The sequence below is a fragment of the Pseudomonas sp. BP6 genome, from assembly GCF_017875935.1.
Taxonomy (GTDB): Bacteria; Pseudomonadota; Gammaproteobacteria; order Pseudomonadales; family Pseudomonadaceae; genus Aquipseudomonas; species Aquipseudomonas putida_Y.
Genome location: NZ_JAGINI010000001.1, coordinates 1,104,365 through 1,126,314 on the forward strand (window position 1 = coordinate 1,104,365; position 21,950 = coordinate 1,126,314).

17 protein-coding genes and 2 tRNA genes are annotated in these 21,950 nt (G+C 63.0%); 18 read left to right on the top strand and 1 reads right to left on the bottom strand.

The annotated features are described in order from the left end of the window. Nucleotides 1-17: 17 nt before the first annotated feature. Nucleotides 18-896 (bottom strand): LysR family transcriptional regulator, encoded by an 879-nt coding sequence (locus tag J3A98_RS04965; RefSeq protein WP_176685815.1) that lies wholly within the window; start codon nt 894-896, stop codon nt 18-20. A 131-nt stretch (nt 897-1,027) separates the two neighbouring features. On the opposite strand from J3A98_RS04965, the gene leuC reads away from it, so the two are divergent. The 18 genes from leuC to J3A98_RS05065 all read left to right on the top strand — a co-directional run bounded on the left by leuC (nt 1,028) and on the right by J3A98_RS05065 (nt 21,871). After that, complete coding sequence (leuC, locus tag J3A98_RS04970; protein WP_003247191.1) at nt 1,028-2,461, top strand: 3-isopropylmalate dehydratase large subunit; 1,434 nt, start codon at nt 1,028-1,030, stop codon at nt 2,459-2,461. Continuing rightward, nucleotides 2,458-3,102 (top strand): 3-isopropylmalate dehydratase small subunit, encoded by a 645-nt coding sequence (leuD, locus tag J3A98_RS04975; RefSeq protein ID WP_003247192.1) that lies wholly within the window; start codon nt 2,458-2,460, stop codon nt 3,100-3,102. The genes leuC and leuD overlap by 4 nt, the downstream gene beginning before the upstream one ends. Nucleotides 3,103-3,220: 118 nt before the next feature. Further along, a complete protein-coding gene (locus tag J3A98_RS04980; RefSeq protein WP_209964451.1) occupies nt 3,221-3,985 on the top strand; it encodes a class I SAM-dependent methyltransferase in 765 nt (254 codons plus the stop codon). 54 nt (nt 3,986-4,039) lie between these two features. Then, complete coding sequence (leuB, locus tag J3A98_RS04985; protein ID WP_003247194.1) at nt 4,040-5,122, top strand: 3-isopropylmalate dehydrogenase; 1,083 nt, start codon at nt 4,040-4,042, stop codon at nt 5,120-5,122. A gap of 63 nt (nt 5,123-5,185) precedes the next feature. Next, the gene (asd, locus tag J3A98_RS04990; RefSeq protein WP_021784927.1) at nt 5,186-6,298 is read left to right on the top strand and encodes an aspartate-semialdehyde dehydrogenase; all 1,113 of its coding nucleotides are present in this window, start codon (nt 5,186-5,188) and stop codon (nt 6,296-6,298) included. A gap of 2,236 nt (nt 6,299-8,534) precedes the next feature. After that, nucleotides 8,535-9,539 carry an aspartate-semialdehyde dehydrogenase gene (locus J3A98_RS05005; RefSeq protein ID WP_209964454.1) on the top strand — a complete coding sequence of 335 codons (1,005 nt, stop codon included), beginning with the start codon at nt 8,535-8,537 and terminating at the stop codon, nt 9,537-9,539. 71 nt (nt 9,540-9,610) lie between these two features. Then, nucleotides 9,611-12,346: a FimV/HubP family polar landmark protein gene (locus J3A98_RS05010; protein ID WP_209964457.1), complete on the top strand. Its 2,736-nt coding sequence runs from the start codon at nt 9,611-9,613 to the stop codon at nt 12,344-12,346. Between the two features lie 194 nt (nt 12,347-12,540). Then, on the top strand, nt 12,541-13,401 hold the full coding sequence (gene truA / locus J3A98_RS05015) for a tRNA pseudouridine(38-40) synthase TruA (protein WP_209964461.1): 861 nt from the start codon (nt 12,541-12,543) through the stop codon (nt 13,399-13,401). Nucleotides 13,402-13,462: 61 nt separating this feature from the next. After that, nucleotides 13,463-14,083 carry a phosphoribosylanthranilate isomerase gene (locus J3A98_RS05020; RefSeq protein ID WP_176685797.1) on the top strand — a complete coding sequence of 207 codons (621 nt, stop codon included), beginning with the start codon at nt 13,463-13,465 and terminating at the stop codon, nt 14,081-14,083. A 222-nt stretch (nt 14,084-14,305) separates the two neighbouring features. After that, the gene (gene accD, locus J3A98_RS05025) at nt 14,306-15,199 is read left to right on the top strand and encodes an acetyl-CoA carboxylase, carboxyltransferase subunit beta (protein WP_021784489.1); all 894 of its coding nucleotides are present in this window, start codon (nt 14,306-14,308) and stop codon (nt 15,197-15,199) included. Next, nucleotides 15,199-16,506, top strand: a complete 1,308-nt coding sequence (gene folC, locus J3A98_RS05030) for a bifunctional tetrahydrofolate synthase/dihydrofolate synthase (RefSeq protein WP_209964464.1) — start codon at nt 15,199-15,201, stop codon at nt 16,504-16,506. The genes accD and folC overlap by 1 nt, the downstream gene beginning before the upstream one ends. After that, nucleotides 16,490-17,134, top strand: a complete 645-nt coding sequence (locus J3A98_RS05035) for an SPOR domain-containing protein (RefSeq protein WP_209964469.1) — start codon at nt 16,490-16,492, stop codon at nt 17,132-17,134. The genes folC and J3A98_RS05035 overlap by 17 nt, the downstream gene beginning before the upstream one ends. A 197-nt stretch (nt 17,135-17,331) precedes the next feature. Beyond that, nucleotides 17,332-17,889, top strand: a complete 558-nt coding sequence (locus J3A98_RS05040) for a CvpA family protein (RefSeq protein ID WP_176685794.1) — start codon at nt 17,332-17,334, stop codon at nt 17,887-17,889. 42 nt (nt 17,890-17,931) lie between these two features. Continuing rightward, the gene (gene purF, locus J3A98_RS05045) at nt 17,932-19,437 is read left to right on the top strand and encodes an amidophosphoribosyltransferase (protein WP_209964472.1); all 1,506 of its coding nucleotides are present in this window, start codon (nt 17,932-17,934) and stop codon (nt 19,435-19,437) included. Nucleotides 19,438-19,453: 16 nt separating this feature from the next. Further along, entirely contained in the window at nt 19,454-20,665 is a 1,212-nt protein-coding gene (locus tag J3A98_RS05050; protein ID WP_021784493.1) for an O-succinylhomoserine sulfhydrylase, read from the top strand. After that, nucleotides 20,662-21,435, top strand: coding sequence for an SDR family oxidoreductase (locus J3A98_RS05055; RefSeq protein WP_209964475.1), 774 nt, complete (start codon nt 20,662-20,664; stop codon nt 21,433-21,435). The genes J3A98_RS05050 and J3A98_RS05055 overlap by 4 nt, the downstream gene beginning before the upstream one ends. Before the next feature lie 218 nt (nt 21,436-21,653). Further along, nucleotides 21,654-21,729, top strand: a tRNA-Val gene (locus tag J3A98_RS05060). A 65-nt stretch (nt 21,730-21,794) separates the two neighbouring features. Further along, a tRNA-Asp gene (locus tag J3A98_RS05065) sits at nt 21,795-21,871 on the top strand. The last annotated feature ends 79 nt before the right edge of the window (nt 21,872-21,950 follow it).

A 21,950-nucleotide genomic window follows, 5' to 3' on the forward strand; every position in this document is an offset into this window, starting at 1 on the left:
GGCTGGCTGACAACCGGTCAGGTGGGCCCTGAGTGGCTGTCGAGCAGGGCCATGAATGCCCTGGCCGCATTCGATAGCGTACGCTCCGTGTGCAGAATGTAGCCTAGCTGGCGCGACAGCTGTATGCCGGGCAAAGCGATGGGTGCAACCTGCTCGTCGAGCATGGTGCGTGGCAGTACGCTCCAGGCCAGGCCGATCGACACCATCATCTTGATGGTTTCCAGGTAGTTGGTGCTCATGGCGATGTTCGGCGTCAGGCCCTGGCTTTCGAACAGGCGCTGGACAATATGGTGGGTAAAGGTATTGCCACCGGGGAATACCGCCGGGTGGCGGGCGACGTCAGCCAGGCTGACCGCCTGGTTGCTGGCCAGCGGATGCTCGGGGGCGGCGACGAAGTCCAGGGCGTCGTCCCACACCGGCACAGCCTTGACCAAGTGGTGTGGCTCGGGCGCCAGGGTGATAACGGCGATTTCGGCGCGGCCATGCAAAATCTCGTCGTAGGCCTGTTCCGAATCCATGAACTGAATATCCAGCGCCACTGCCGGGTACTGGCGGGTGAAGACCCGTAACAACGGGGGCAGGCGGTGCAGGCCGATGTGATGGCTGGTGGCCAGGGTCAGGCGACCGCTCACGGCCCCGGTCAGATTGGTCAGCGCCCGTCGGGTATCATCAAGGACGTTGAGGATCTGGTAGGCCCGCGGCAGCAGGGCACGTCCGGCTTCGGTCAGGGTCACCTCGCGCCCCAGGCGGTCGAACAGGCGCACGTCCAGTTGCTGCTCCAGGCCGGCGATACGTTTGCTGATGGCCGGTTGAGTCAGGAACAGGCGTTCGGCTGCGCCGGAAAAGCTGCCGGTTTCAGCAATGGCGATGAAAGCACTGAGGTTGGCCAGGTCCATGGTGGTGTATTCCTTTGGGTTATCCAAAGCATAAAAATTATGAATTTGAGTTATTCAATCTAACCCCATAGCATCGTCCGTACAAGCCAAGGGGTCTTTGGCATAGAAAGACGCTGATGAGGAACAGTCTGATGGCTGGCAAAACGCTCTACGACAAACTCTGGGAAGCCCATGAGGTCAAGCGCCGTGATGACGGCTCGTCCTTGATCTACATCGATCGCCACATCATCCACGAAGTGACGTCGCCCCAGGCCTTCGAAGGCCTGCGCCTGGCCAACCGCAAACCGTGGCGTATCGACGCCAACATTGCCACGCCGGACCACAACGTGCCGACCACGCCAGAGCGCAAGGGCGGTATCGAGGCGATCGTCGACCAGGTGTCGCGCCTGCAGGTGCAGACCCTCGACGAGAACTGTGACGAATACGGCATCGTCGAATTCAAGATGAACGACGAGCGCCAGGGCATCGTCCACGTCATCAGCCCGGAGCAGGGCGCCACCTTGCCGGGCATGACCGTGGTCTGCGGTGACTCGCACACCTCCACCCACGGCGCCTTCGGTGCCCTGGCCCACGGCATCGGCACCTCCGAGGTCGAGCACGTGCTCGCCACCCAGTGCCTGGTCGCCAAGAAGATGAAGAACATGCTGGTGCGCGTGGAAGGCCAATTGCCGGCCGGCGTTACCGCCAAGGACATCGTGCTGGCCGTGATCGGCAAGATCGGCACCGCCGGTGGCAACGGTCACGCCATGGAGTTCGCTGGCAGTGCCATTCGCGAATTGTCGATGGAAGGCCGCATGACCATCTGCAACATGTCCATCGAAGCCGGTGCCCGCGTGGGCCTGGTGGCGACCGATGCCACCACCGTTGCCTACGTCGAAGGCCGTCCGTACGCGCCGAAGGGCGAGCAGTGGAAGCAAGCGGTCGAATCGTGGAAAGACCTGGTGTCGGATGACGACGCCGTATTCGACACCGTGGTGGAACTGGATGCCAGCCAGATCAAGCCACAAGTCAGCTGGGGCACTTCGCCCGAAATGGTTCTGGCTGTCGACCAGCGTGTGCCAGACCCGGCTGCCGAAGCCGACCTGGTCAAGCGTGGTTCGATCGAGCGTGCCTTGAAGTACATGGGGCTGACCGCCAACCAGGCGATCACCGATATCAAGCTTGACCGTGTGTTCATCGGCTCGTGCACCAACTCGCGAATCGAGGACCTGCGCGCAGCGGCGGAAATCGCCAAGGGCCGCAAGGTGGCTGCCAGTGTCAAGCAAGCCATCGTCGTACCGGGCTCGGGGCTGGTCAAGGCTCAGGCCGAGCGTGAAGGCCTGGACAAGATCTTCCTCGAAGCCGGTTTCGAATGGCGTGAACCAGGCTGCTCGATGTGCCTGGCGATGAACCCGGACCGCCTGGAAAGCGGCGAGCACTGCGCGTCCACCTCCAACCGCAACTTCGAAGGCCGTCAGGGCGCCGGTGGTCGTACCCATCTGGTCAGTCCGGCCATGGCCGCCGCTGCTGCTGTAGCTGGCCACTTCATCGATGTCCGCGAGTTGATCCAAGGGAGCGCAGCATGAAAGCCTTTACCCAGCACACTGGCCTCGTCGCACCGTTGGACCGTGCCAACGTCGACACCGACCAGATCATCCCCAAGCAGTTCTTGAAGTCGATCAAGCGCACCGGCTTTGGCCCGAATCTGTTCGACGAGTGGCGTTACCTGGATGTGGGGCAGCCCTACCAGGACAATAGCAAGCGCCCGGTCAATGAGGAGTTCGTGCTCAACCACGCGCGCTACCAGGGTGCCAGCGTGTTACTGGCGCGGGAGAACTTTGGTTGCGGCTCCAGCCGTGAGCATGCCCCTTGGGCGCTGGACGAGTACGGCTTCCGCAGCATCATTGCGCCGAGCTTTGCCGACATTTTCTTCAATAACAGCTTCAAGAACGGCTTGCTGCCGATCATTCTGAGCGATGAGGAAGTTGACGAGCTGTTCAAACAGGTCGAAGCCAACCCGGGCTACCAGCTGACCATCGACCTGCAGGCGCAGGCGGTGACCCGCCCGGATGGCAAGGTGCTGCACTTCGAGATCGATGCGTTCCGCAAGCACTGCCTGCTCAACGGTCTGGACGATATCGGCCTGACCCTGCAGGACAGCGACGCGATCAAGGCCTTCGAAGCCAAGCACCGTGCCAGCCAGCCTTGGCTGTTCCGTGATGCCTGAAGTTCGTAGGTGAAAGTGCCGGCCTCTTCGCTCCTACAGAGGGTTACGCGGTCGTTGTAGGAGCGGGTTTACCCGCGAAGAGGCCGGCACAGGCAACAAAAATCTAAAGGAACGAGACATGACCAGCACCCAGCACACCGATGTGGTCCAACGCCAGTTCGGCGAACAGGCCAGCGCCTACCTCAGCAGCGCCGTGCACGCCCAAGGCAGTGAATTCGCCCTGCTGCAGGCCGAGCTGGCAGGGCAGGCCCATGCCCGCGTGCTGGACCTGGGCTGCGGTGCCGGTCATGTCAGCTTCCACGTCGCCCCGCTGGTTAACGAAGTGGTCGCCTACGACCTCTCTCAATCCATGCTCGACGTGGTCGCCAGCGCCGCCGCCGAACGCGGCTTGGGCAATATCATTACCGAACGCGGCGCTGCCGAACGCCTGCCGTTCGCCGATGCTTCGTTCGACTTCGTCTTCAGCCGTTATTCGGCCCACCACTGGAGCGACCTGGGCCTGGCCCTGCGCGAAGTGCGCAGGGTGCTCAAGCCCGGTGGTGTGGCGGCGTTCATCGACGTGATGTCGCCGGGCAGCCCGCTGCTCGACACTTACCTGCAAACGGTCGAAGTGCTGCGCGACACCAGCCATGTGCGCGACTACTCCGTCGCCGAGTGGCAACGCCAGGTCAGCGAGGCCGGCCTGCGCGTGCGCAGCCACACCCGCCAGTCGCTGCGCCTGGAGTGGAGCACCTGGGTTGAGCGCATGCGCACCCCCGAGCCGATGCGCGTGGCCATCCGCCAGTTGCAGCAAGCCATGGGCGAAGAAGTACGGCAGTATTACCAGATCGAGTCCGACGGCTCGTTCAGCACCGATGTGCTGGTGTTGTGGGCCGAGCGTTAAGCACTTTTCGGTGGGGCCCGCTTGGCCACACCGCGTGAATGGATAGAGGAAAGCATGAGCAAGCAGATTCTGATTCTCCCAGGTGACGGTATCGGCCCGGAAATCATGGCCGAAGCGGTCAAGGTACTGGAACTGGCCAACGACAAGTTCCAGCTCGGCTTCAGCCTGGCGCACGACGTGATTGGCGGTGCCGCCATCGACAAACACGGTGTGCCGCTGGCCGACGAAACCCTGGAGCGTGCGCGCAAGGCCGATGCGGTGCTGCTGGGGGCTGTGGGCGGGCCGAAGTGGGACAAGATCGAGCGAGACATCCGCCCGGAACGAGGCCTGCTGAAGATCCGCTCGCAACTGGGCCTGTTCGCCAACCTGCGCCCGGCCATCCTTTACCCGCAACTGGCCGATGCCTCGTCGCTGAAGCCGGAAATCGTGTCGGGCCTGGACATTCTCATCGTCCGTGAGCTGACCGGCGGCATCTACTTCGGTGCCCCGCGCGGCCAGCGCGAGCTGGAAGGCGGCGAACGCCAGGCCTACGACACTCTGCCGTACAGCGAAAGCGAAGTGCGCCGTATTGCCCGTGTCGGCTTCGACATGGCCCGCGTGCGCGGCAAGAAACTGTGCTCGGTGGACAAGGCCAACGTTCTGGCCTCCAGCCAGCTGTGGCGTGAAGTGGTCGAGGACGTGGCCAAGGACTACCCGGACGTGGAACTGAGCCACATGTACGTCGACAACGCTGCCATGCAGTTGGTGCGTGCACCCAAGCAGTTCGACGTGATGGTGACCGACAACATGTTCGGTGACATTCTGTCGGATGAAGCTTCCATGTTGACCGGTTCTATCGGCATGCTGCCTTCGGCGTCCCTGGATGCCGACAACAAGGGCATGTACGAGCCGTGCCACGGCTCGGCACCGGACATCGCAGGCCTTGGCATCGCCAACCCATTGGCGACCATCCTGTCGGTGTCGATGATGTTGCGTTACAGCTTCAATCAGTCGGCTGCCGCCGAGGCGATCGAGAAGGCCGTGAGCCTGGTTCTGGACCAGGGTCTGCGCACCGGCGACATCTTCTCGGAAGGCTGCCGCAAAGTTGGTACGCAGGAAATGGGCGACGCAGTAGTCGCAGCGCTGCGGAATCTGTAATCTCTCTGGCCCGCCCCCCAAAATTCCCGGTGGCGGCCCACTTTTAGCAAAGGTGTAGTTGCGATGAAACGTGTAGGTCTGATCGGTTGGCGCGGTATGGTCGGTTCCGTGCTCATGCAGCGGATGCTGGAGGAGCAGGATTTCGACCTTATCGAGCCGGTGTTCTTCACTACCTCCAATGTTGGTGGCCAGGGTCCGAACGTGGGCAAGGATACAGCGCCCCTCAAGGACGCTTATTCGATTGAAGAACTCAAGACCCTCGACGTTATCCTGACCTGCCAGGGCGGCGACTACACCAACGAGGTCTTCCCCAAGCTGCGTGAAGCCGGCTGGCAGGGTTACTGGATCGACGCCGCTTCGTCCCTGCGTATGCAGGATGACGCGGTGATCATCCTTGATCCGGTCAACCGCAAGGTCATCGACCAGCAGCTGGACGCCGGTACCAAGAACTACATCGGTGGCAACTGCACCGTCAGCCTGATGCTGATGGGCCTGGGTGGCCTGTTCGAGGCCGGTCTGGTCGAGTGGATGAGCGCCATGACCTACCAGGCGGCTTCGGGTGCCGGCGCGCAGAACATGCGCGAGCTGATCAAGCAGATGGGTGCTACCCACGCCGCAGTGGCCGATGACCTGGCCAACCCGGCCAGCGCCATCCTCGATATCGACCGCAAGGTTGCCGAGACCATGCGCAGCGAAGCGTTCCCGACCGAGAACTTCGGCGTGCCGCTGGCGGGCAGCCTGATCCCCTGGATCGACAAGGAACTGCCGAACGGTCAGAGCCGCGAAGAGTGGAAGGCCCAGGCCGAAACCAACAAGATCCTTGGCCGCTTCAAGAGCCCGATCCCGGTAGACGGCATCTGCGTGCGCATCGGCGCCATGCGCTGCCACAGCCAGGCGCTGACCATCAAGCTGAACAAGGACGTGCCGATCGCCGACATCGAAGGCATGATCAGCCAGCATAACCCTTGGGTGAAGCTGGTGCCGAACCAGCGTGAAATCAGCATGCAGGAGCTGAGCCCGACCAAGGTCACCGGCACCCTGAACATCCCGGTTGGCCGCCTGCGCAAGCTGAACATGGGTTCGCAGTACCTGGGCGCGTTCACCGTGGGTGACCAGCTGCTGTGGGGCGCCGCCGAACCGCTGCGCCGCATGTTGCGGATTCTGCTGGAGCGTTGATCGTTCAGGCTTCACCTGAAAAATACCGCACTGGTGACAGTGCGGTATTTTTTTATGCCTGAAAGTATGCATTTGGGTCGCGGGCCTAATCGCCAGATAATTCATGCCGCTGTTTAATGGCGAAATGTCTGCTCTGGCAGACCCCTTGCTCTCGCCGTTGCCGTTGCCGTTGCCGTTGCCGTTGCTTTTGCTTCTAAGTGCGCGGTAGTTCAGGCGACGCAGATTGCGACTTCAGGAGGCCGAGCGCAGGGCTTGCGAAGGGAGGTGACGGGCATGGATGCCCGTCAAGCGCTGGGCCCCGGGATGGGGCCTACAGCGCGGTCCTCCCGGGAGCAAGCCCGGAGCGAGGGGACCCCGGAGCGCAGCGCAGGGGCCGGATGATGGGAGCCGACGGCTTTGGTTACTTTGGCCACGACCAAAGTAACCCGCCGGAAGGGCGGAAAGGTGAATAGGCGCCAACATCGTGAATGAATGTCTGCTTGATGTGTAAGCGCACAACCCAAAAGCTCAAAAGCTCAAAAGCTTAAGCGCCGGTTTTGATCGGGCGTACAGTCCGTTTGCGATGGCGACGCCGACTCACCTTTCCGCCCTTACGGCGGGTCCCTTTTTGTCGTGGCAAAAAGGGACCAAAAACCGTCGGCTCCCATCATCCGGCCCCTACGCTGCGCTCCGGGGTCCCCTCGCTCCGGCCTTGCTCCCGGGAGCACGCGCTGCAGGCCCCATCCATGGGGCCTCAGCGCTTGACGGGCATCCATGCCCGTCATCTCCCTCCGCAAGGCCTCCACTCGGCCTCCTGAAGTCGCAATCTGCGTCGCCTGAACTACCGCGCGCTTAGAAGCAAAATCAAAAGCGAAAAGCGAACTCGGTGATCGGCCGGCACCGCCGATGCATTCGGTGAGGTTCTGCCCGGTCATCTGGATAAGGACATCGCCGGCATGGCTGCCCTCGGCCTGGTGTGCCTGGAAGAGCGCCGTTGCTCTTGTTCTTGCTTTGGCTTTTGCTTCTAAGCGCGCGGTAGTTCAGGCGACGCAGATTGCGACTTCAGGAGGCCGAGCGCAGGGCTTGCGGAGGGAGGTGACGGGCATGGATGCCCGTCAAGCGCTGGGCCCCAGGATGGGGCCTGCAGCGCGGTCCTCCCGGGAGCAAGCCCGGAGCGAGGGGACCCCGAAGCGTAGCGTAGGGGCCGGATGATGGGAGCCGACGGTTTTGGTTACTTTGGCCACGACCAAAGTAACCCGCCGGAAGGGCGGAAAGGTGAATAGGCGCCTACATCGTGAATGAATGTCTACTTGATGTGAAAGCGCACAACCCAAAGGCCCAAAAGCCCAAAGCTTAAGCGCTGGTTCTGATCGGGCGTACAGTCCGTTTGCGATGGCGACGCCGACTCACCTTTCCGCCCTTACGGCGGGTCCCTTTTTGTCGTGGCAAAAAGGGACCAAAAACCGTCGGCTCCCATCATCCGGCCCCTGCGCTGCGCTCCGGGGTCCCCTCGCTCCGGCCTTGCTCCCGGGAGCACGCGCTGCAGGCCCCATCCATGGGGCCTCAGCGCTTGACGGGCATCCATGCCCGTCATCTCCCTCCGCAAGGCCTCCACTCGGCCTCCTGAAGTCGCAATCTGCGTCGCCTGAACTACCGCGCGCTTAGAAGCAAAATCAAAAGCGAAAAGCGAACTCGGTGATCGGCCGGCACCGCCGATGCATTCGGTGAGGTTCTGCCCGGTCATCTGGATAAGGACATCGCCGGCATGGCTGCCCTCGGCCTGGTGTGCCTGGAAGAGCGCCGTTGCTCTTGTTCTTGCTTTGGCTTTTGCTTCTAAGCGCGCGGTAGTTCAGGCGACGCAGATTGCGACTTCAGGAGGCCGAGCGCAGGGCTTGCGAAGGGAGGTGACGGGCATGGATGCCCGTCAAGCGCTGGGCCCCAGGATGGGGCCTGCAGCGCGGTCCTCCCGGGAGCAAGCCCGGAGCGAGGGGACCCCGGAGCGCAGCGCAGGGGCCGGATGATGGGAGCCGACGGTTTTTGGTCCCTTTTTGCCACGACAAAAAGGGACCCGCCGTAAGGGCGGAAAGGTGACGATGCGCCACCTGCGCGAATGAATACCTACTCGGTGTGAGTGCGCACATCCAAGAAGCAAGACGCAACCGAGCAACAGCAACAGCAGCGCCGGCTGGGCACAGACAAAACCCTACAATCCGAGTAAAGTGCCGCCCCCGCCGTTTACAGCAAAAGGATCCCTTCCATGACACACCCTTTGGATATCGCCGTCGTCGGCGCCACCGGCAGCGTCGGTGAAGCCTTGGTGCAGATCCTCGAGGAACTGGCATTCCCGGTTGCCACCCTGCACCTGCTGGCCAGCATGGAATCGGCGGGCAGCAGCGTGATGTTCGCCGGCAAGAAGCTGAAGGTCCGCGAAGTCGACAGCTTCGACTTCGCCCAGGTCAAGCTGGCCTTCTTCGCCACCGGCGCCGCCGTCAGCCGCAGCTTTGCCGGCAAGGCGCTGCAGGCGGGCTGCACGGTCATCGACCTGTCCGGTGGCCTGGACGACGCCCTGGCCCTGGTGCCGGAAGCCAACGCCGAACGCCTGGCCAGCCTGTCGTTGCCAGCGCGTATCGTCAGCCCATGCTCGGCCGCAGTAGCCCTGGCCGTCGCGCTGGCGCCGCTCAAAGGCCTGCTGGACATCGAGCGGGTGCAAGTGATGGCTGCATTGGCGGTGTCGGCGCAAGGCCGTGAAGCGGTCAGCGAGCTCGCCCGGCAAACCGCCGAACTGCTCAATGCCCGCCCGCTGGAGCCGCGCTTCTTCGACCGTCAAGTGGCGTTCAACCTGCTGGCCCAGGTCGGTGCTGCCGACGAGCAGGGCCATACCGCGCTGGAGCGCCGCCTGGTCAGTGAACTGCGCGTGCTGCTGGGCCTGCCTGACCTGAAGATTTCCGTGAGCTGTGTTCAAGTCCCGGTGTTTTTCGGCGATAGCTTCAGTGTGGCCGTGCAAAGCCGTCGCCCGGTAGACCTGGCAGCGGTCAACCAGGCCCTGGACGCAGCCGACAGCGTCGAGCGGGTGGAAAACGATGATTATCCGACCCCGGTAGGTGACGCAGTAGGCCAAGACGTGGTCTATGTTGGACGTGTACGTCACGGTGTTGATGAAGACCAGCAACTCAACCTCTGGCTGACCACCGACAACGTGCGCAAAGGCGCCGCGCTCAATGCCGTGCAAGTGGCGCAAATGTTGATTAAACACATGCCGTAAAAGATACTGGCGAGCACTTTTGTCCTGCTCCGCATGCAGGTTTCGGGACGATTCATACAAGGGAAGAGGTCATGCTTCGAATTCGCAAACTGGTTCTGGCCATGGCTGCAGCATCCGCGCTGTCGTCTGGCATGGCGAATGCGCTGGGCCTGGGGGAGCTGACCCTGAAGTCGGCACAGAATCAGCCGCTGGACGCCGAGATCGAATTGCTCGACGTGCGCGACCTCAAAGCCACCGAAGTGGCGCCGAGCCTGGCGCCACCGGAAGAGTTCAGCAAGGCCGGGGTGGCGTTTCCGACCTACCTCGAAGACCTGACCTTCACACCGGTGATCAACCCCAACGGCAAAAGTGTGCTGCGCGTGACGTCCAGTCAGCCGCTGCCAGGTCCGGTGGTCAAGTTTTTGGTGCAGGTCATGTGGCCGCAGGGCCGCCTGTTGCGTGACTATAGCGTGCTGCTCGACCAGGCCAAGGCACAGGGCGAAAAACCGGCAGCAGGCAATGTCACACCGGCCATGACCGGTGCCAGCAACTACACCACCCAGCGTCGCGACACCTTGTGGCAGATTGCCGCGCGTAACACCCAGGGTGGTTCGATCCAGCAGACCATGATCGCGATCCAGGCTTTGAATCCGGACGCCTTCATCGGCAACAACATCAACCTGCTGAAGGTTGGCCAGGTACTGCGCTTGCCCGATCAGCAGCAGATCCAGAGCATCGCCCAAGGCGAGGCGAACCGCGAGGTGGCCGAGCAGTATGCCGCCTGGCGAGAAGGCCGTCGCCTGGGGCCACGTGCCCGCCAGCTGGATGCCACCCGCCGTGGCGCCGCCGAGGCTGCACCGTCGCGTATCGCCCAGGGCGACAACCTGCGTCTGGTCAGCCCGGGCAGCCAGGCCGATGCCGGCCAGGCCAAGGCGTTGAGTGACAAACTGGCCATGGCCCAGGAAAGTCTGGACACCAGCCGTCGCGACAACGAAGAACTGAAAAGTCGCATGGCCGACCTGCAGAGCCAACTGGACAAGCTGCAGCGCCTGATCGAGTTGAAGAACAGCCAGTTGGCGCGCCTGGAAGGCCAGGGCGCAGCCACGTCGGCAGCGGCTGCCGCTACCCCGGACCAGCCAGCGGACAAGCCGGCGCCTGCTACTGCCGATACCGCACCCGAGCCTGTGCCGGCCGCTCAGCCTGTACCCGCCAGCCAGCCGAAGGGTGCGCTCGACGCAGTCCTGGGCAATCCGTGGCTTTTGGGGATGATTGCCGGTTCCAGCATCCTGGTGCTGGCACTGCTGCTCTGGCTGCTGGCGCGCAAGCGCAAGGCCCAGCAAGAAGCTGAGAAGCACCTGCGCATGGCGCGGGCGCTGGAAGAAGAGCAGGGCACAGGTTTCGACAGCGATACCGAGAGCTTCGACGGCGTCGAAGCCCCGGAGCCGGGTGTAACCCTGTCGCCGGCTGTGGTCGCCGCTTCGGCTGCAGCTGCCGTCGCTGCGGAAAAAGTGGCTGAACCGGTCGCCGAGGCAGATCCCCTGACTGAGCCGCAAGCAGATCCGCACGCCGCGCTGTTGGCGCAAGTCGACCAATGCCTGGCCGAAGGCCGCCTGAATCGTGCCGCCGACCTGCTGGAGCCCGCTGTGGCTGCTGCACCGGAGCGGGACGACCTGCGCCTGAAGCTGATGGACGTGTACGCCCGCCAGGGTGACCAGAGCGCGTTTGCCGAACAGGAGCGTCAGCTGCCGGCCAGCGAACAGAACGTTGCCGAAGTCGCCGGGCTGAAAGAGCGTTACCCCGCCATGCTCGGCCTGGCTGCTGCCGGCCTGGGTGCGGCGGCGCTGGCTGCCGAAATGGATGAGCAGTACGTGCAAGAGCTGCTGCACGATGAGCCCGAAGCGCCGGTGGTTGCCGATGTGGCGCCTGACGAGGTGTCTGGGTTCGAGCCACAAGTGGAGGCTGAGCCAGAGGTTGTCGCGCAAGCAGAGCCTGACGCAGAGCTGGATGCCTTCGATGAAGTGCCAACGCTCGATGTTTCCGGCCTCGATGAGCAGGATCTGGACAGCGCCTTCGACCTGAGCCTGGGCGAAGACCTGGCCGAGGAAGACCCGCTGGCCACCTCCATGCTGGACGAGCCGGTGGTACAGGGGGGCGTTCCCGACGAGCTGGTAATCGCAGAACCTGTGCTGGACGAGCCCGTACAGGAAGAAACTCAGCCTGAAGAACAGCCATTTGCCGTGGATGCAGAGCTGCAGGCCGACGCCGATGCTGATTTCGAGGCCATGCTGGCACAAGCCGAGCCTCAGCCTGCCGTGGACCTGTCTGATTTCGACCTCGACATCAGTGAGCCTGTGGCTCCAGCCACTCCGGACACGGTGGAGCAGGGGCCGGTCGATGTCGCCGCCGAACTGGCAGCCTTCGACAGTGAGCCGGAGTTTGACCCGGTCTCCGAGTTCGACTTGCCGTCGGACTTCGACTTGCCCCTGTCGCTGGAAGACGATTCGCCGGCCGCCAAGAGCTTTGCCTCGGAGCTCAATGACGTCAACGCCGAGCTGGACAAGTTGTCGCAGAGCCTCGAAACGCCTTCGTTGGAGCCGCACTTCACCAGCGAAGACGCGGTTGCGCAGCCCGAGCCCGAGCCCTTGGACGACCTGGACTTCGACTTCTTCTCCGGCAGTGACGAAGTCGCCACCAAGCTCGACCTGGCCCGTGCCTATATCGACATGGGTGACAGTCAGGGCGCGCGCGACATCCTCGATGAAGTGGTCAAGGATGGCGACGATAGCCAGCGTCAGGAAGCCGAGGACCTGCTCTCTCGTCTGGTCTGATGCAAGTAGGGCAGGCCTTTTCGCGGGCTTGCCCGCTCCCACAGGATCCCCACACATTTCGACCTTGTGAGTGACCTGTGGGGGCGGCGGGGCACCCGCGATTAGGCCCGCAAATGCAGTGCGCATCCACCGGCAGCCCTACGAGGCTGCCGTTGTCGTTATAATCTCGCCATTCCGTACACCCCACAGGTTTCATGCTCTTGGACATCATCGACACCGCTACCGCCGAATCCGCGGCCGAAGGCTTCTCTCGCATCGCCCTGGGCGTGGAATACAAAGGCGCGCGCTACCGCGGCTGGCAGCGCCAGGCCAGCGGCGTGCCGAGTGTCCAGCAAGCCCTGGAGCAAGCGCTGTCCAAGGTCGCTAACGAGCCGATTTCGGTGATTTGCGCCGGGCGTACCGACGCAGGCGTTCACGGCTGCGGGCAGGTCGTGCACTTCGATACCCGTGCCGTGCGTGACGAGCGCGCCTGGACCATGGGCACCAACTTCAATCTGCCGCACGACATCAGTGTGGTCTGGTCGCGGCCAATGCCGGCCGACTTTCATGCCCGCTTCAAGGCCTGCGCCCGGCGCTACCGCTACGTGATCTACAACGACCCGATTCGCCCGGCGCACCTGGCCGAGGAGGTGACCTGGAACCACCGTCCGCTCGACGTCGATCGCATGGCCGAGGCCGCGCAGTTCCTGCTCGGCACCCACGACTTCAGCGCCTTCCGCGCCAGCCAGTGTCAGGCCAAATCACCCATCAAGCATATCTACCACCTGCGTGTTACCCGCCATGGCCAGATGATCGTGCTGGACGTGCGTGCCACCGCCTTCCTGCACCACATGGTGCGTAACATTGCCGGTGTGCTGATGGCCATCGGCGCCGGCGAGCGTCCGGTTACCTGGGCCCGCGAGGTGCTGGAAGGGCGCAACCGCCGCGAAGGAGGGGTAACGGCCCACCCCTACGGGCTTTACCTGGTGCAGGTGGAGTACCCCGAAGCGTTTGCGTTGCCCAAGCGTTACATCGGCCCACACTTTTTGAGTGGTTACGAGACGTTGGCAGACTGACGGGCGAAAAGCCATTTGCTAACATCCGCCCTTTCGCCGCAACAATCAGGGTTCGTGTTCCATGAGCAATGTTCGCAGCAAGATCTGCGGGATTACCCGCATCGAAGACGCACTGGCCGCTGCCGAAGCGGGTGCCGATGCCATTGGCTTCGTCTTCTATGCCAAGAGCCCGCGGGCAGTGGACGTGCGCCAGGCGCGGGCGATCATCGCCGAGTTGCCGCCATTCGTGACCACGGTCGGGTTGTTCGTCAATGCCTCGCGCTGCGAGCTGAACGAGATCCTCGAAGTGGTTCCGCTGGACCTGCTACAGTTTCACGGCGATGAAACCCCGCAGGACTGTGAAGGCTACCACCGCCCCTGGATCAAGGCCCTGCGTGTGCGCCCTGGCGACGACCTGGAGGCGGCCTGCCAGCTTTATGCGGGTGCCCGTGGCATTTTGCTGGACACCTATGTGCCGGGCGTGCCCGGGGGAACCGGCGAGGCGTTCGACTGGTCATTGGTGCCGGCGCGGCTTGGCAAGCCGATCATCCTCGCGGGCGGGCTGTCGGCCGATAACGTTGGTCAGGCCATTGCCCAGGTAAAGCCTTACGCGGTGGATGTCAGCGGTGGCGTCGAGCAGGCCAAGGGCATCAAGGATGCGGCAAAGATCGAGGCCTTCATGAAGGCGGTGAAACAGGCTTGATGGCAGATGTGACGGCTGGCTGCGCGCCATCGTCCATAGCTTTCGCAGCCCTGCTGGGCCGCCGCCAGTAGCTGTGGCGGCAAGAAAATACATTAGCGGTGGAGTGGCGCGCTGGAAGCCCCGGCGGCCGGTCCACCATCGTTTCATAAAAGATTTTGAGCTCAAGGGCAGGGCAGGGACGGTGACGCTGTCCCCCGCCTGCCAATACTGGAGAAAGAAAGCATGAGCAACTGGTTAGTCGACAAACTGATCCCTTCGATCATGCGTTCCGAGGTGAAGAAGAGCTCGGTGCCCGAGGGCCTGTGGCACAAGTGCCCGTCCTGCGAGGCCGTGCTGTATCGTCCGGAGCTGGAAAAGTCCCTGGATGTCTGCACCAAGTGCAATCACCACATGCGTATCGGCGCACGTGCGCGCATCGACATTTTCCTTGACGCTGAAGGCCGGGCCGAACTGGGCGCTGACCTGGAGCCGGTCGACCGCCTGAAGTTCCGTGATGGCAAGAAATACAAGGACCGCCTGACCGCTGCGCAGAAGCAGACCGGCGAAAAGGACGCGCTGATCTCCATGAGCGGCACCCTGATGGGCATGCCGATCGTGGTTAGCGCCTTCGAGTTCTCGTTCATGGGCGGCTCCATGGGTGCCATCGTCGGCGAGCGCTTCGTACGCGCGGCCAACTATGCCCTGGAAAACCGCTGCCCAATGGTTTGCTTCTCCGCTTCGGGCGGTGCGCGCATGCAGGAAGCGCTGATCTCGCTGATGCAGATGGCCAAGACCTCGGCCGTGCTGGCGCGTCTGCGCGAAGAAGGCATCCCGTTCATCTCGGTCCTGACCGACCCTGTGTATGGTGGTGTTTCCGCCAGCCTGGCGATGCTCGGCGACGTCATCGTCGGTGAACCGAAGGCCCTGATCGGCTTCGCCGGCCCACGCGTGATCGAGCAGACCGTACGCGAGAAGCTGCCTGAAGGCTTCCAGCGCAGCGAGTTCCTGCTGGAGCACGGTGCTATCGACCTGATCATCTCCCGTGGCGAACTGCGCCCGCGTCTGGCCCGCCTGCTGGCGCAGATGACCGGCCAGCAAACCCCGGAAGAAGCGCGTGAGGCGGCTGCCGTCGCGTGATGAAACAACGATCCCTGGGCGAATGGCTCGCCTACCTCGAGCAGTTGCACCCCTCGGCCATCGACATGGGTCTGGAGCGGTCGCAGAAGGTGCTTGCCCGCCTGGCGCTGGGCAAGCTGGCGCCGCGCGTGGTGACGGTGACCGGCACCAACGGCAAGGGGTCGACCTGCGCCTTCGTGGCTTCGTTGCTGCGTGCCCAGGGGCTCAAGGTCGGTGTGTACAGTTCGCCGCACCTGTTACGTTACAACGAACGGGTGATGATCGATGGCCAGGAGGCCAGCGATGAGCGCCTGTGCGAAGCCTTCGCCGCCGTCGAGGCGGCACGGGGCGATATTTCCCTGACCTACTTCGAGATGGGTACGTTGGCCGCGTTCTGGTTGTTCTATCAGTCGCAGCTGGATGCCGTGGTGCTCGAGGTGGGCCTTGGTGGTCGCCTGGATACCGTGAACGTAGTGGATGCCGACTTCGCCCTGGTGACCAGCATTGGTGTCGACCATGTTGATTACCTGGGTGATACCCGCGAGCTGGTAGCCTTCGAGAAGGCTGGCATCTTCCGCCCGGGCAAGCCGGCCCTGTGCGGTGACCTGGACCCGCCCAAGCCGTTGCTGGACAAGGCCGCCGAACTGGCCGCGCCACTGTTCCTGCGCGGGCGGGAATTCGATCTGGCCAGCGCCGATGGCTGCTGGAGCTGGCGTGGTACTGCGGCCGATGGCACGCAGGTAGAGCTGCATGACCTGCCTTTGCTTGACCTGCCCATGGAAAACGCCACGCTGGCCCTGCAGGCTTACCTGCTGATGGGGCTGCCGTGGGGCGCGGAGCAAGTTCGCCAGGCGCTGCTGGATACCCGTATCACTGGGCGTCTCGACCTTCGTAATTTGAACTGGCAGGGCAAAGCGGTAGCGTTGCTGCTGGATGTCGGGCACAACCCGCATGCGGCGCAGTACCTGGCCAGGCGCCTGGCGGCCCGGCCGCTGAAGGGGCGCCGTCTCGCGGTATTTGGCCTGCTCGCCGACAAGGATCTGGATGGCGTTATCGCGCCGCTGCAGGGCCTCATCGACGACTGGGCAGTGGCGCCGCTGGATACTCCGCGCAGTCGCCCGGCCGCGGAGCTGGTCACGTCCTTGGCGAACCTCGGTGCCGCGGTGAAGTCTTATGCCAGTGTCGACGCCGCCCTTGAGGGGCAATGTGCGCAGGCGACGGCGGATGATCAGATCCTGCTGTTCGGTTCGTTTTTCTGTGTCGCCCAGGCGCTGGAATGGCTGGAGCGGCACGCCCAGGAGGGTGGAATAGATGGCTGTGCTGGATAAAGGGATGAAACAGCGCATGGTGGGTGCGCTGGTGCTGGTGGCGCTGGCGGTTATCTTCCTGCCGATGCTGTTCACCCGCGAGGACGAGATGCGCCAGGTGCACGTCGAAGCCCCGCAGGCACCGGCCATGCCCAGCCTGCCGGAAGTGAAGGTGGAGCCGGTTGCCGTGCCGGAGCCGCAGGTTATTCCGGAGGCGCCGCAGCAGGCGCCCGTGGTGATCGACGAGTCGACTGCCCCGGCGAGTACACCCCGCCAGCCAATCACACCGTCGCCACAGACCCAGGCGCAGGTTCAGCCGCCCAAGCCGCAGGCCCCCGCGCCCAAGGTGGAGGCCAAGGCCGCTGCAACACCCGCGCCTGCCGCGCCATCGAAGATCGATGCCAATGGCCTGCCAGTCAGTTGGTCGATCCAGCTGGCCAGTCTGTCCAACCGCGCCGGTGCCGAGAAGCTGCAGCAAACCTTGCGTCGCCAGGGTTATAACGCCTATATCCGTACAGCGGGTGGCATGAACCGCGTGTACGTGGGGCCGTTGATCGAGCGCGCCGAGGCCGAGCGCGTGCGTGACGCGGTCAACCGTCAGAACAGCCTCAAGGGCTTTGTGGTGCGCTTCCAGCCCGAGCGCAGCTGATTCCCCGGGGCGGCCATGCCGCCCATTTGCGAGTTGGACCCGCTCTTACAGGTACCGCGTCGCTGCAAGGCGCACACAGAACCTGTGGGAGCGGGCTTAGCCGCGAATCGCCCAACACCAATCCAGCTGACATTCCGCTTACTCCCGGCCCGCCGCTCTGGTAAAATGCGCCGCCTCAAACGTCTGCAGGCAGCACCGTGGCATTTACCTTGGTTGATTGGGCGATCATCGCGATCATCGCCGTCTCCACATTGATCAGTCTCAAGCGCGGCTTCGTCAAGGAGGCCTTGTCCTTGCTCATCTGGATCATTGCCGGTGCGGTTGCCTGGATGTTCGGCGGTTCGCTCTCGGTGTATCTTGAGAGTTATATCCAGACGCCATCGATGCGCGTCATCGCTGGCTGCGCCATTCTTTTCGTCGCCACCTTGCTGGTGGGGGCCATGGTCAACTTCCTTGTCGGTGAGCTGATCCGCGTGACCGGGCTGTCCGGCACCGATCGTTTCCTGGGCATGGCCTTCGGTGCCGCGCGCGGGGCCTTGCTGGTAGTGGTAGCCATAGGTCTGATCAGCCTGGGGCCGGTTCAACAAGACACCTGGTGGCAGGAATCACGCCTGATACCACAGTTTCTCTTGGTCGCCGACTGGTCGAAAAACCTGATTCTGGGTTTTTCCGACCAATGGACGCCCAGTGGCCTGATCAGCACTCCGGCTGATCTTCCGTTCAAGGAACAGTTGCTCGGGCCGTCCAAGCCCTGAGCGCTATTCAATCAAGTTTCATCAAAGTAGGGGTTGCGTCGCATGTGTGGCATCGTCGGTATCGTCGGTAAGTCGAACGTCAATCAGGCGCTGTATGACGCGCTTACGGTCCTCCAGCACCGCGGCCAGGACGCTGCCGGTATCGTGACCAGCCATGACGGCCGGTTGTTCCTGCGCAAGGATAATGGCCTGGTGCGCGACGTGTTCCAGCAGCGCCACATGCAGCGCCTGGTAGGCAACATCGGCATCGGCCACGTGCGCTACCCGACTGCGGGCAGCTCGACCTCGGCCGAGGCCCAGCCGTTCTACGTCAACTCGCCTTACGGCATCACCCTGGCTCACAACGGCAACCTGACCAACGTCGAGCAGTTGGCCAAGGAGATCTACGAGTCCGACCTGCGTCACGTCAACACCAACTCCGACTCGGAAGTGCTGCTGAACGTGTTCGCCCATGAGCTGGCGGTGCGCGGCAAGCTGCAGCCGACCGAAGAAGACGTGTTCGCTGCGGTCTCCCATGTGCACAGCCGCTGCGTTGGCGGTTACGCCGTGGTGGCCATGATCACCGGCTACGGCATCGTCGGTTTCCGCGACCCCCATGGCATTCGCCCGGTGGTGTTCGGTCAGCGTCACACCGACGAAGGCGTGGAATACATGATCGCCTCGGAAAGCGTCGCCCTGGACGTGCTCGGCTTCACCCTGATCCGCGACCTGGCACCGGGCGAAGCGGTGTACATCACCGAAGAAGGCCAGCTGTTCACCAAACAGTGCGCCGAAGCGCCAACGTTGCAGCCGTGCATCTTCGAGCACGTCTACCTGGCTCGCCCGGACTCGATCATCGATGGGGTCTCGGTTTACAAGGCGCGTCTGCGCATGGGTGAAAAGCTGGCCGACAAGATCATGCGCGAGCGCCCCGATCATGATATCGACGTGGTCATCCCGATCCCGGATACCAGTCGCACTGCCGCGCTGGAGCTGGCCAACCGGCTGGGCGTCAAGTTCCGCGAGGGTTTCGTCAAAAACCGTTACATCGGCCGTACCTTCATCATGCCCGGCCAGGCCGCGCGCAAGAAGTCGGTGCGTCAGAAGCTCAACGCCATCGAGCTGGAGTTCCGCGGCAAGAATGTGATGCTGGTGGACGACTCGATCGTGCGCGGCACCACCTGCAAGCAGATCATCCAGATGGCCCGCGAAGCCGGCGCCAAGAATGTCTACTTCTGCTCCGCGGCCCCTGCTGTACGCTACCCCAACGTCTACGGCATCGACATGCCGAGTGTTCACGAACTGATCGCCCACAACCGCACCACCGAACAGGTGGGTGAGTTGATCGGCGCCGATTGGCTGGTCTATCAGGACCTGCCAGACCTGATCGACTCGGTCGGTGGCGGCAAGATCAAGATCGAGCAGTTCGATTGCGCGGTGTTCAACGGTGAGTACGTCACTGGCGATATCGACGAAGCCTACCTCGACCGCATCGAGCAGGCCCGTAATGACCTGGCCAAGGTCAAGAACCAGGCCGTCAGCGCGATCATCGACCTTTACAACAACTGATTTGGGGAGCGACGGCATGACGGATCAATGGGATGCCGGGCGACTGGACAGTGACCTCGAGGGTGTCGGTTTCGACACCCTGGCGGTACGCGCTGGCCAAAACCGTACCCCGGAAGGCGAGCACAGCGAAGCGCTGTTCCTGACCTCCAGCTATGTGTTCCGCACGGCAGCCGATGCTGCTGCGCGCTTTGCCGGTGAAACACCGGGCAACGTCTACTCGCGCTACACCAACCCGTCGGTGCGTGCCTTCGAGGAGCGCCTGGCGGCCATGGAAGGGGCCGAGCAGGCCGTGGGTACGTCCACTGGCATGGCGGCGCTCCTGGCCGTGGTCATGTCGCTGTGCAGCGCCGGTGACCATGTGCTGGTGTCGCAGAGCGTATTCGGCTCCACCATCAGCCTGTTCGAGAAGTACTTCAAACGCTTTGGCGTACAAGTGGACTACGTGCCACTGGTCGACCTCACCGGTTGGGAAAAGGCCATCAAGGCCAACACCAAACTGCTGATCGTCGAGTCGCCATCCAACCCGCTGGCCGAGTTGGTCGATATCACTGCGCTCAGCGAAATCGCCCATGCCCATGGTGCCATGCTGGTGGTGGATAACTGTTTCAGTACCCCGGCGTTGCAGCAGCCGCTGAAGCTGGGTGCCGACATTGTGTTCCACTCGGCCACCAAGTTCATCGACGGCCAGGGCCGCTGCATGGGCGGTGTGGTTGCCGGCCGTACCGAGCAAATGAAAGAAGTGGTCGGTTTCCTGCGTACCGCAGGTCCAACCCTCAGCCCGTTCAACGCCTGGATCTTCACCAAGGGCCTGGAAACGCTGCGCCTGCGTATGCGTGCGCACTGCGAAAGCGCTCAGGCCCTGGCCGAATGGCTGGAGCAGCAGGACGGCGTGGAGAAGGTGCATTACGCCGGCCTGCCCAGCCACCCGCAGCACGAACTGGCCAAGCGCCAGATGAGCGGTTTTGGTGCAGTGGTCAGCTTTGAGGTCAAGGGTGGCAAAGAGGGCGCGTGGCGTTTCATCGACGCTACCCGAGTGATTTCCATCACTACCAACCTGGGTGACAGCAAAACCACCATCGCTCATCCGGCGACCACCTCACACGGTCGTCTGTCGCCGCAGGAGCGTGAAGCGGCGGGTATCCGCGATAGTCTGATCCGCGTTGCCGTGGGCCTGGAAGACGTGGCCGACCTGCAGGCTGACCTGGCGCGTGGGCTGGCAGCATTGTGATCGAAATCAGCGGCAGTACCCCGGGCCACAATGGCCGGGTAGCCTTGGTCACAGGTGCCGCCCGCGGCATCGGTCTGGGCATTGCCGCATGGCTGATCTGCGAAGGCTGGCAGGTGGTGCTGAGTGATCTGGACCGCCCGCGTGGCACCAAAGTGGCCAAGGCGCTGGGCGACAACGCCTGGTTCATCACCATGGACGTTGCCGACGAGGCCCAGGTCAGTGCCGGAGTGTCCGAAGTGCTCGGGCAGTTCGGCCGGCTGGACGCGCTGGTGTGCAATGCGGCCATTGCCAACCCGCACAACCAGACGCTGGAAAGCCTGAGCCTGGCGCAATGGAACCGTGTGCTGGCGGTCAACCTCAGCGGGCCCATGCTGCTGGCCAAGCATTGTGCGCCGTATCTGCGTGCGCACAACGGGGCGATCGTCAACCTGACCTCGACCCGTGCTCGGCAGTCCGAACCGGACACCGAGGCTTATGCGGCAAGCAAGGGCGGGCTGGTGGCTTTGACCCATGCCCTGGCGATGAGCCTGGGCCCGGAGATTCGTGTCAATGCGGTGAGCCCGGGCTGGATCGATGCCCGTGATCCGTCGCAGCGCCGTGCCGAGCCGTTGAGCGAAGCTGAGCATGCCCAGCACCCAGCGGGCAGGGTAGGGACTGTGGAAGATGTAGCGGCCATGGTTGCCTGGTTGCTGTCACGCCAGGCGGCATTTGTCACCGGCCAGGAGTTTGTGGTCGATGGTGGCATGACCCGCAAGATGATCTATACCTGAGCACCTTGTTTAAACTGCGCCGGCCTCTTCGCGGGTAAACCCGCTCCTACGACGGTTAATTCCGACTGTAGGAGCGGGTTTACCCGCGAAGAGGCCGGCACAGGCAATCACATCACGTTGCCTTTTTGAAAAAAATTCAATGGGGCTATTGACTTAGCTTCGCCACCTGCGTAAATTTCGCGGCCTCAGCGAAGCAAACGCAACAAGCAACATCGCGAGGGTGATTAGCTCAGCCGGGAGAGCATCTGCCTTACAAGCAGAGGGTCGGCGGTTCGATCCCGTCATCACCCACCACTTCCTGAGATGTTCCTGGAGCATCGGGTTCGCAAGAAGCCGATAGCCAGAGAGGAACGCACTGCGCAGCGGTAGTTCAGTCGGTTAGAATACCGGCCTGTCACGCCGGGGGTCGCGGGTTCGAGTCCCGTCCGCTGCGCCATTTTTCAGTAACAGATGGGTGCCTTGCACCGGTCTGAAGCCACAAGGCGAACGCCTTGGGCTGATCCCAGTTTCAATCG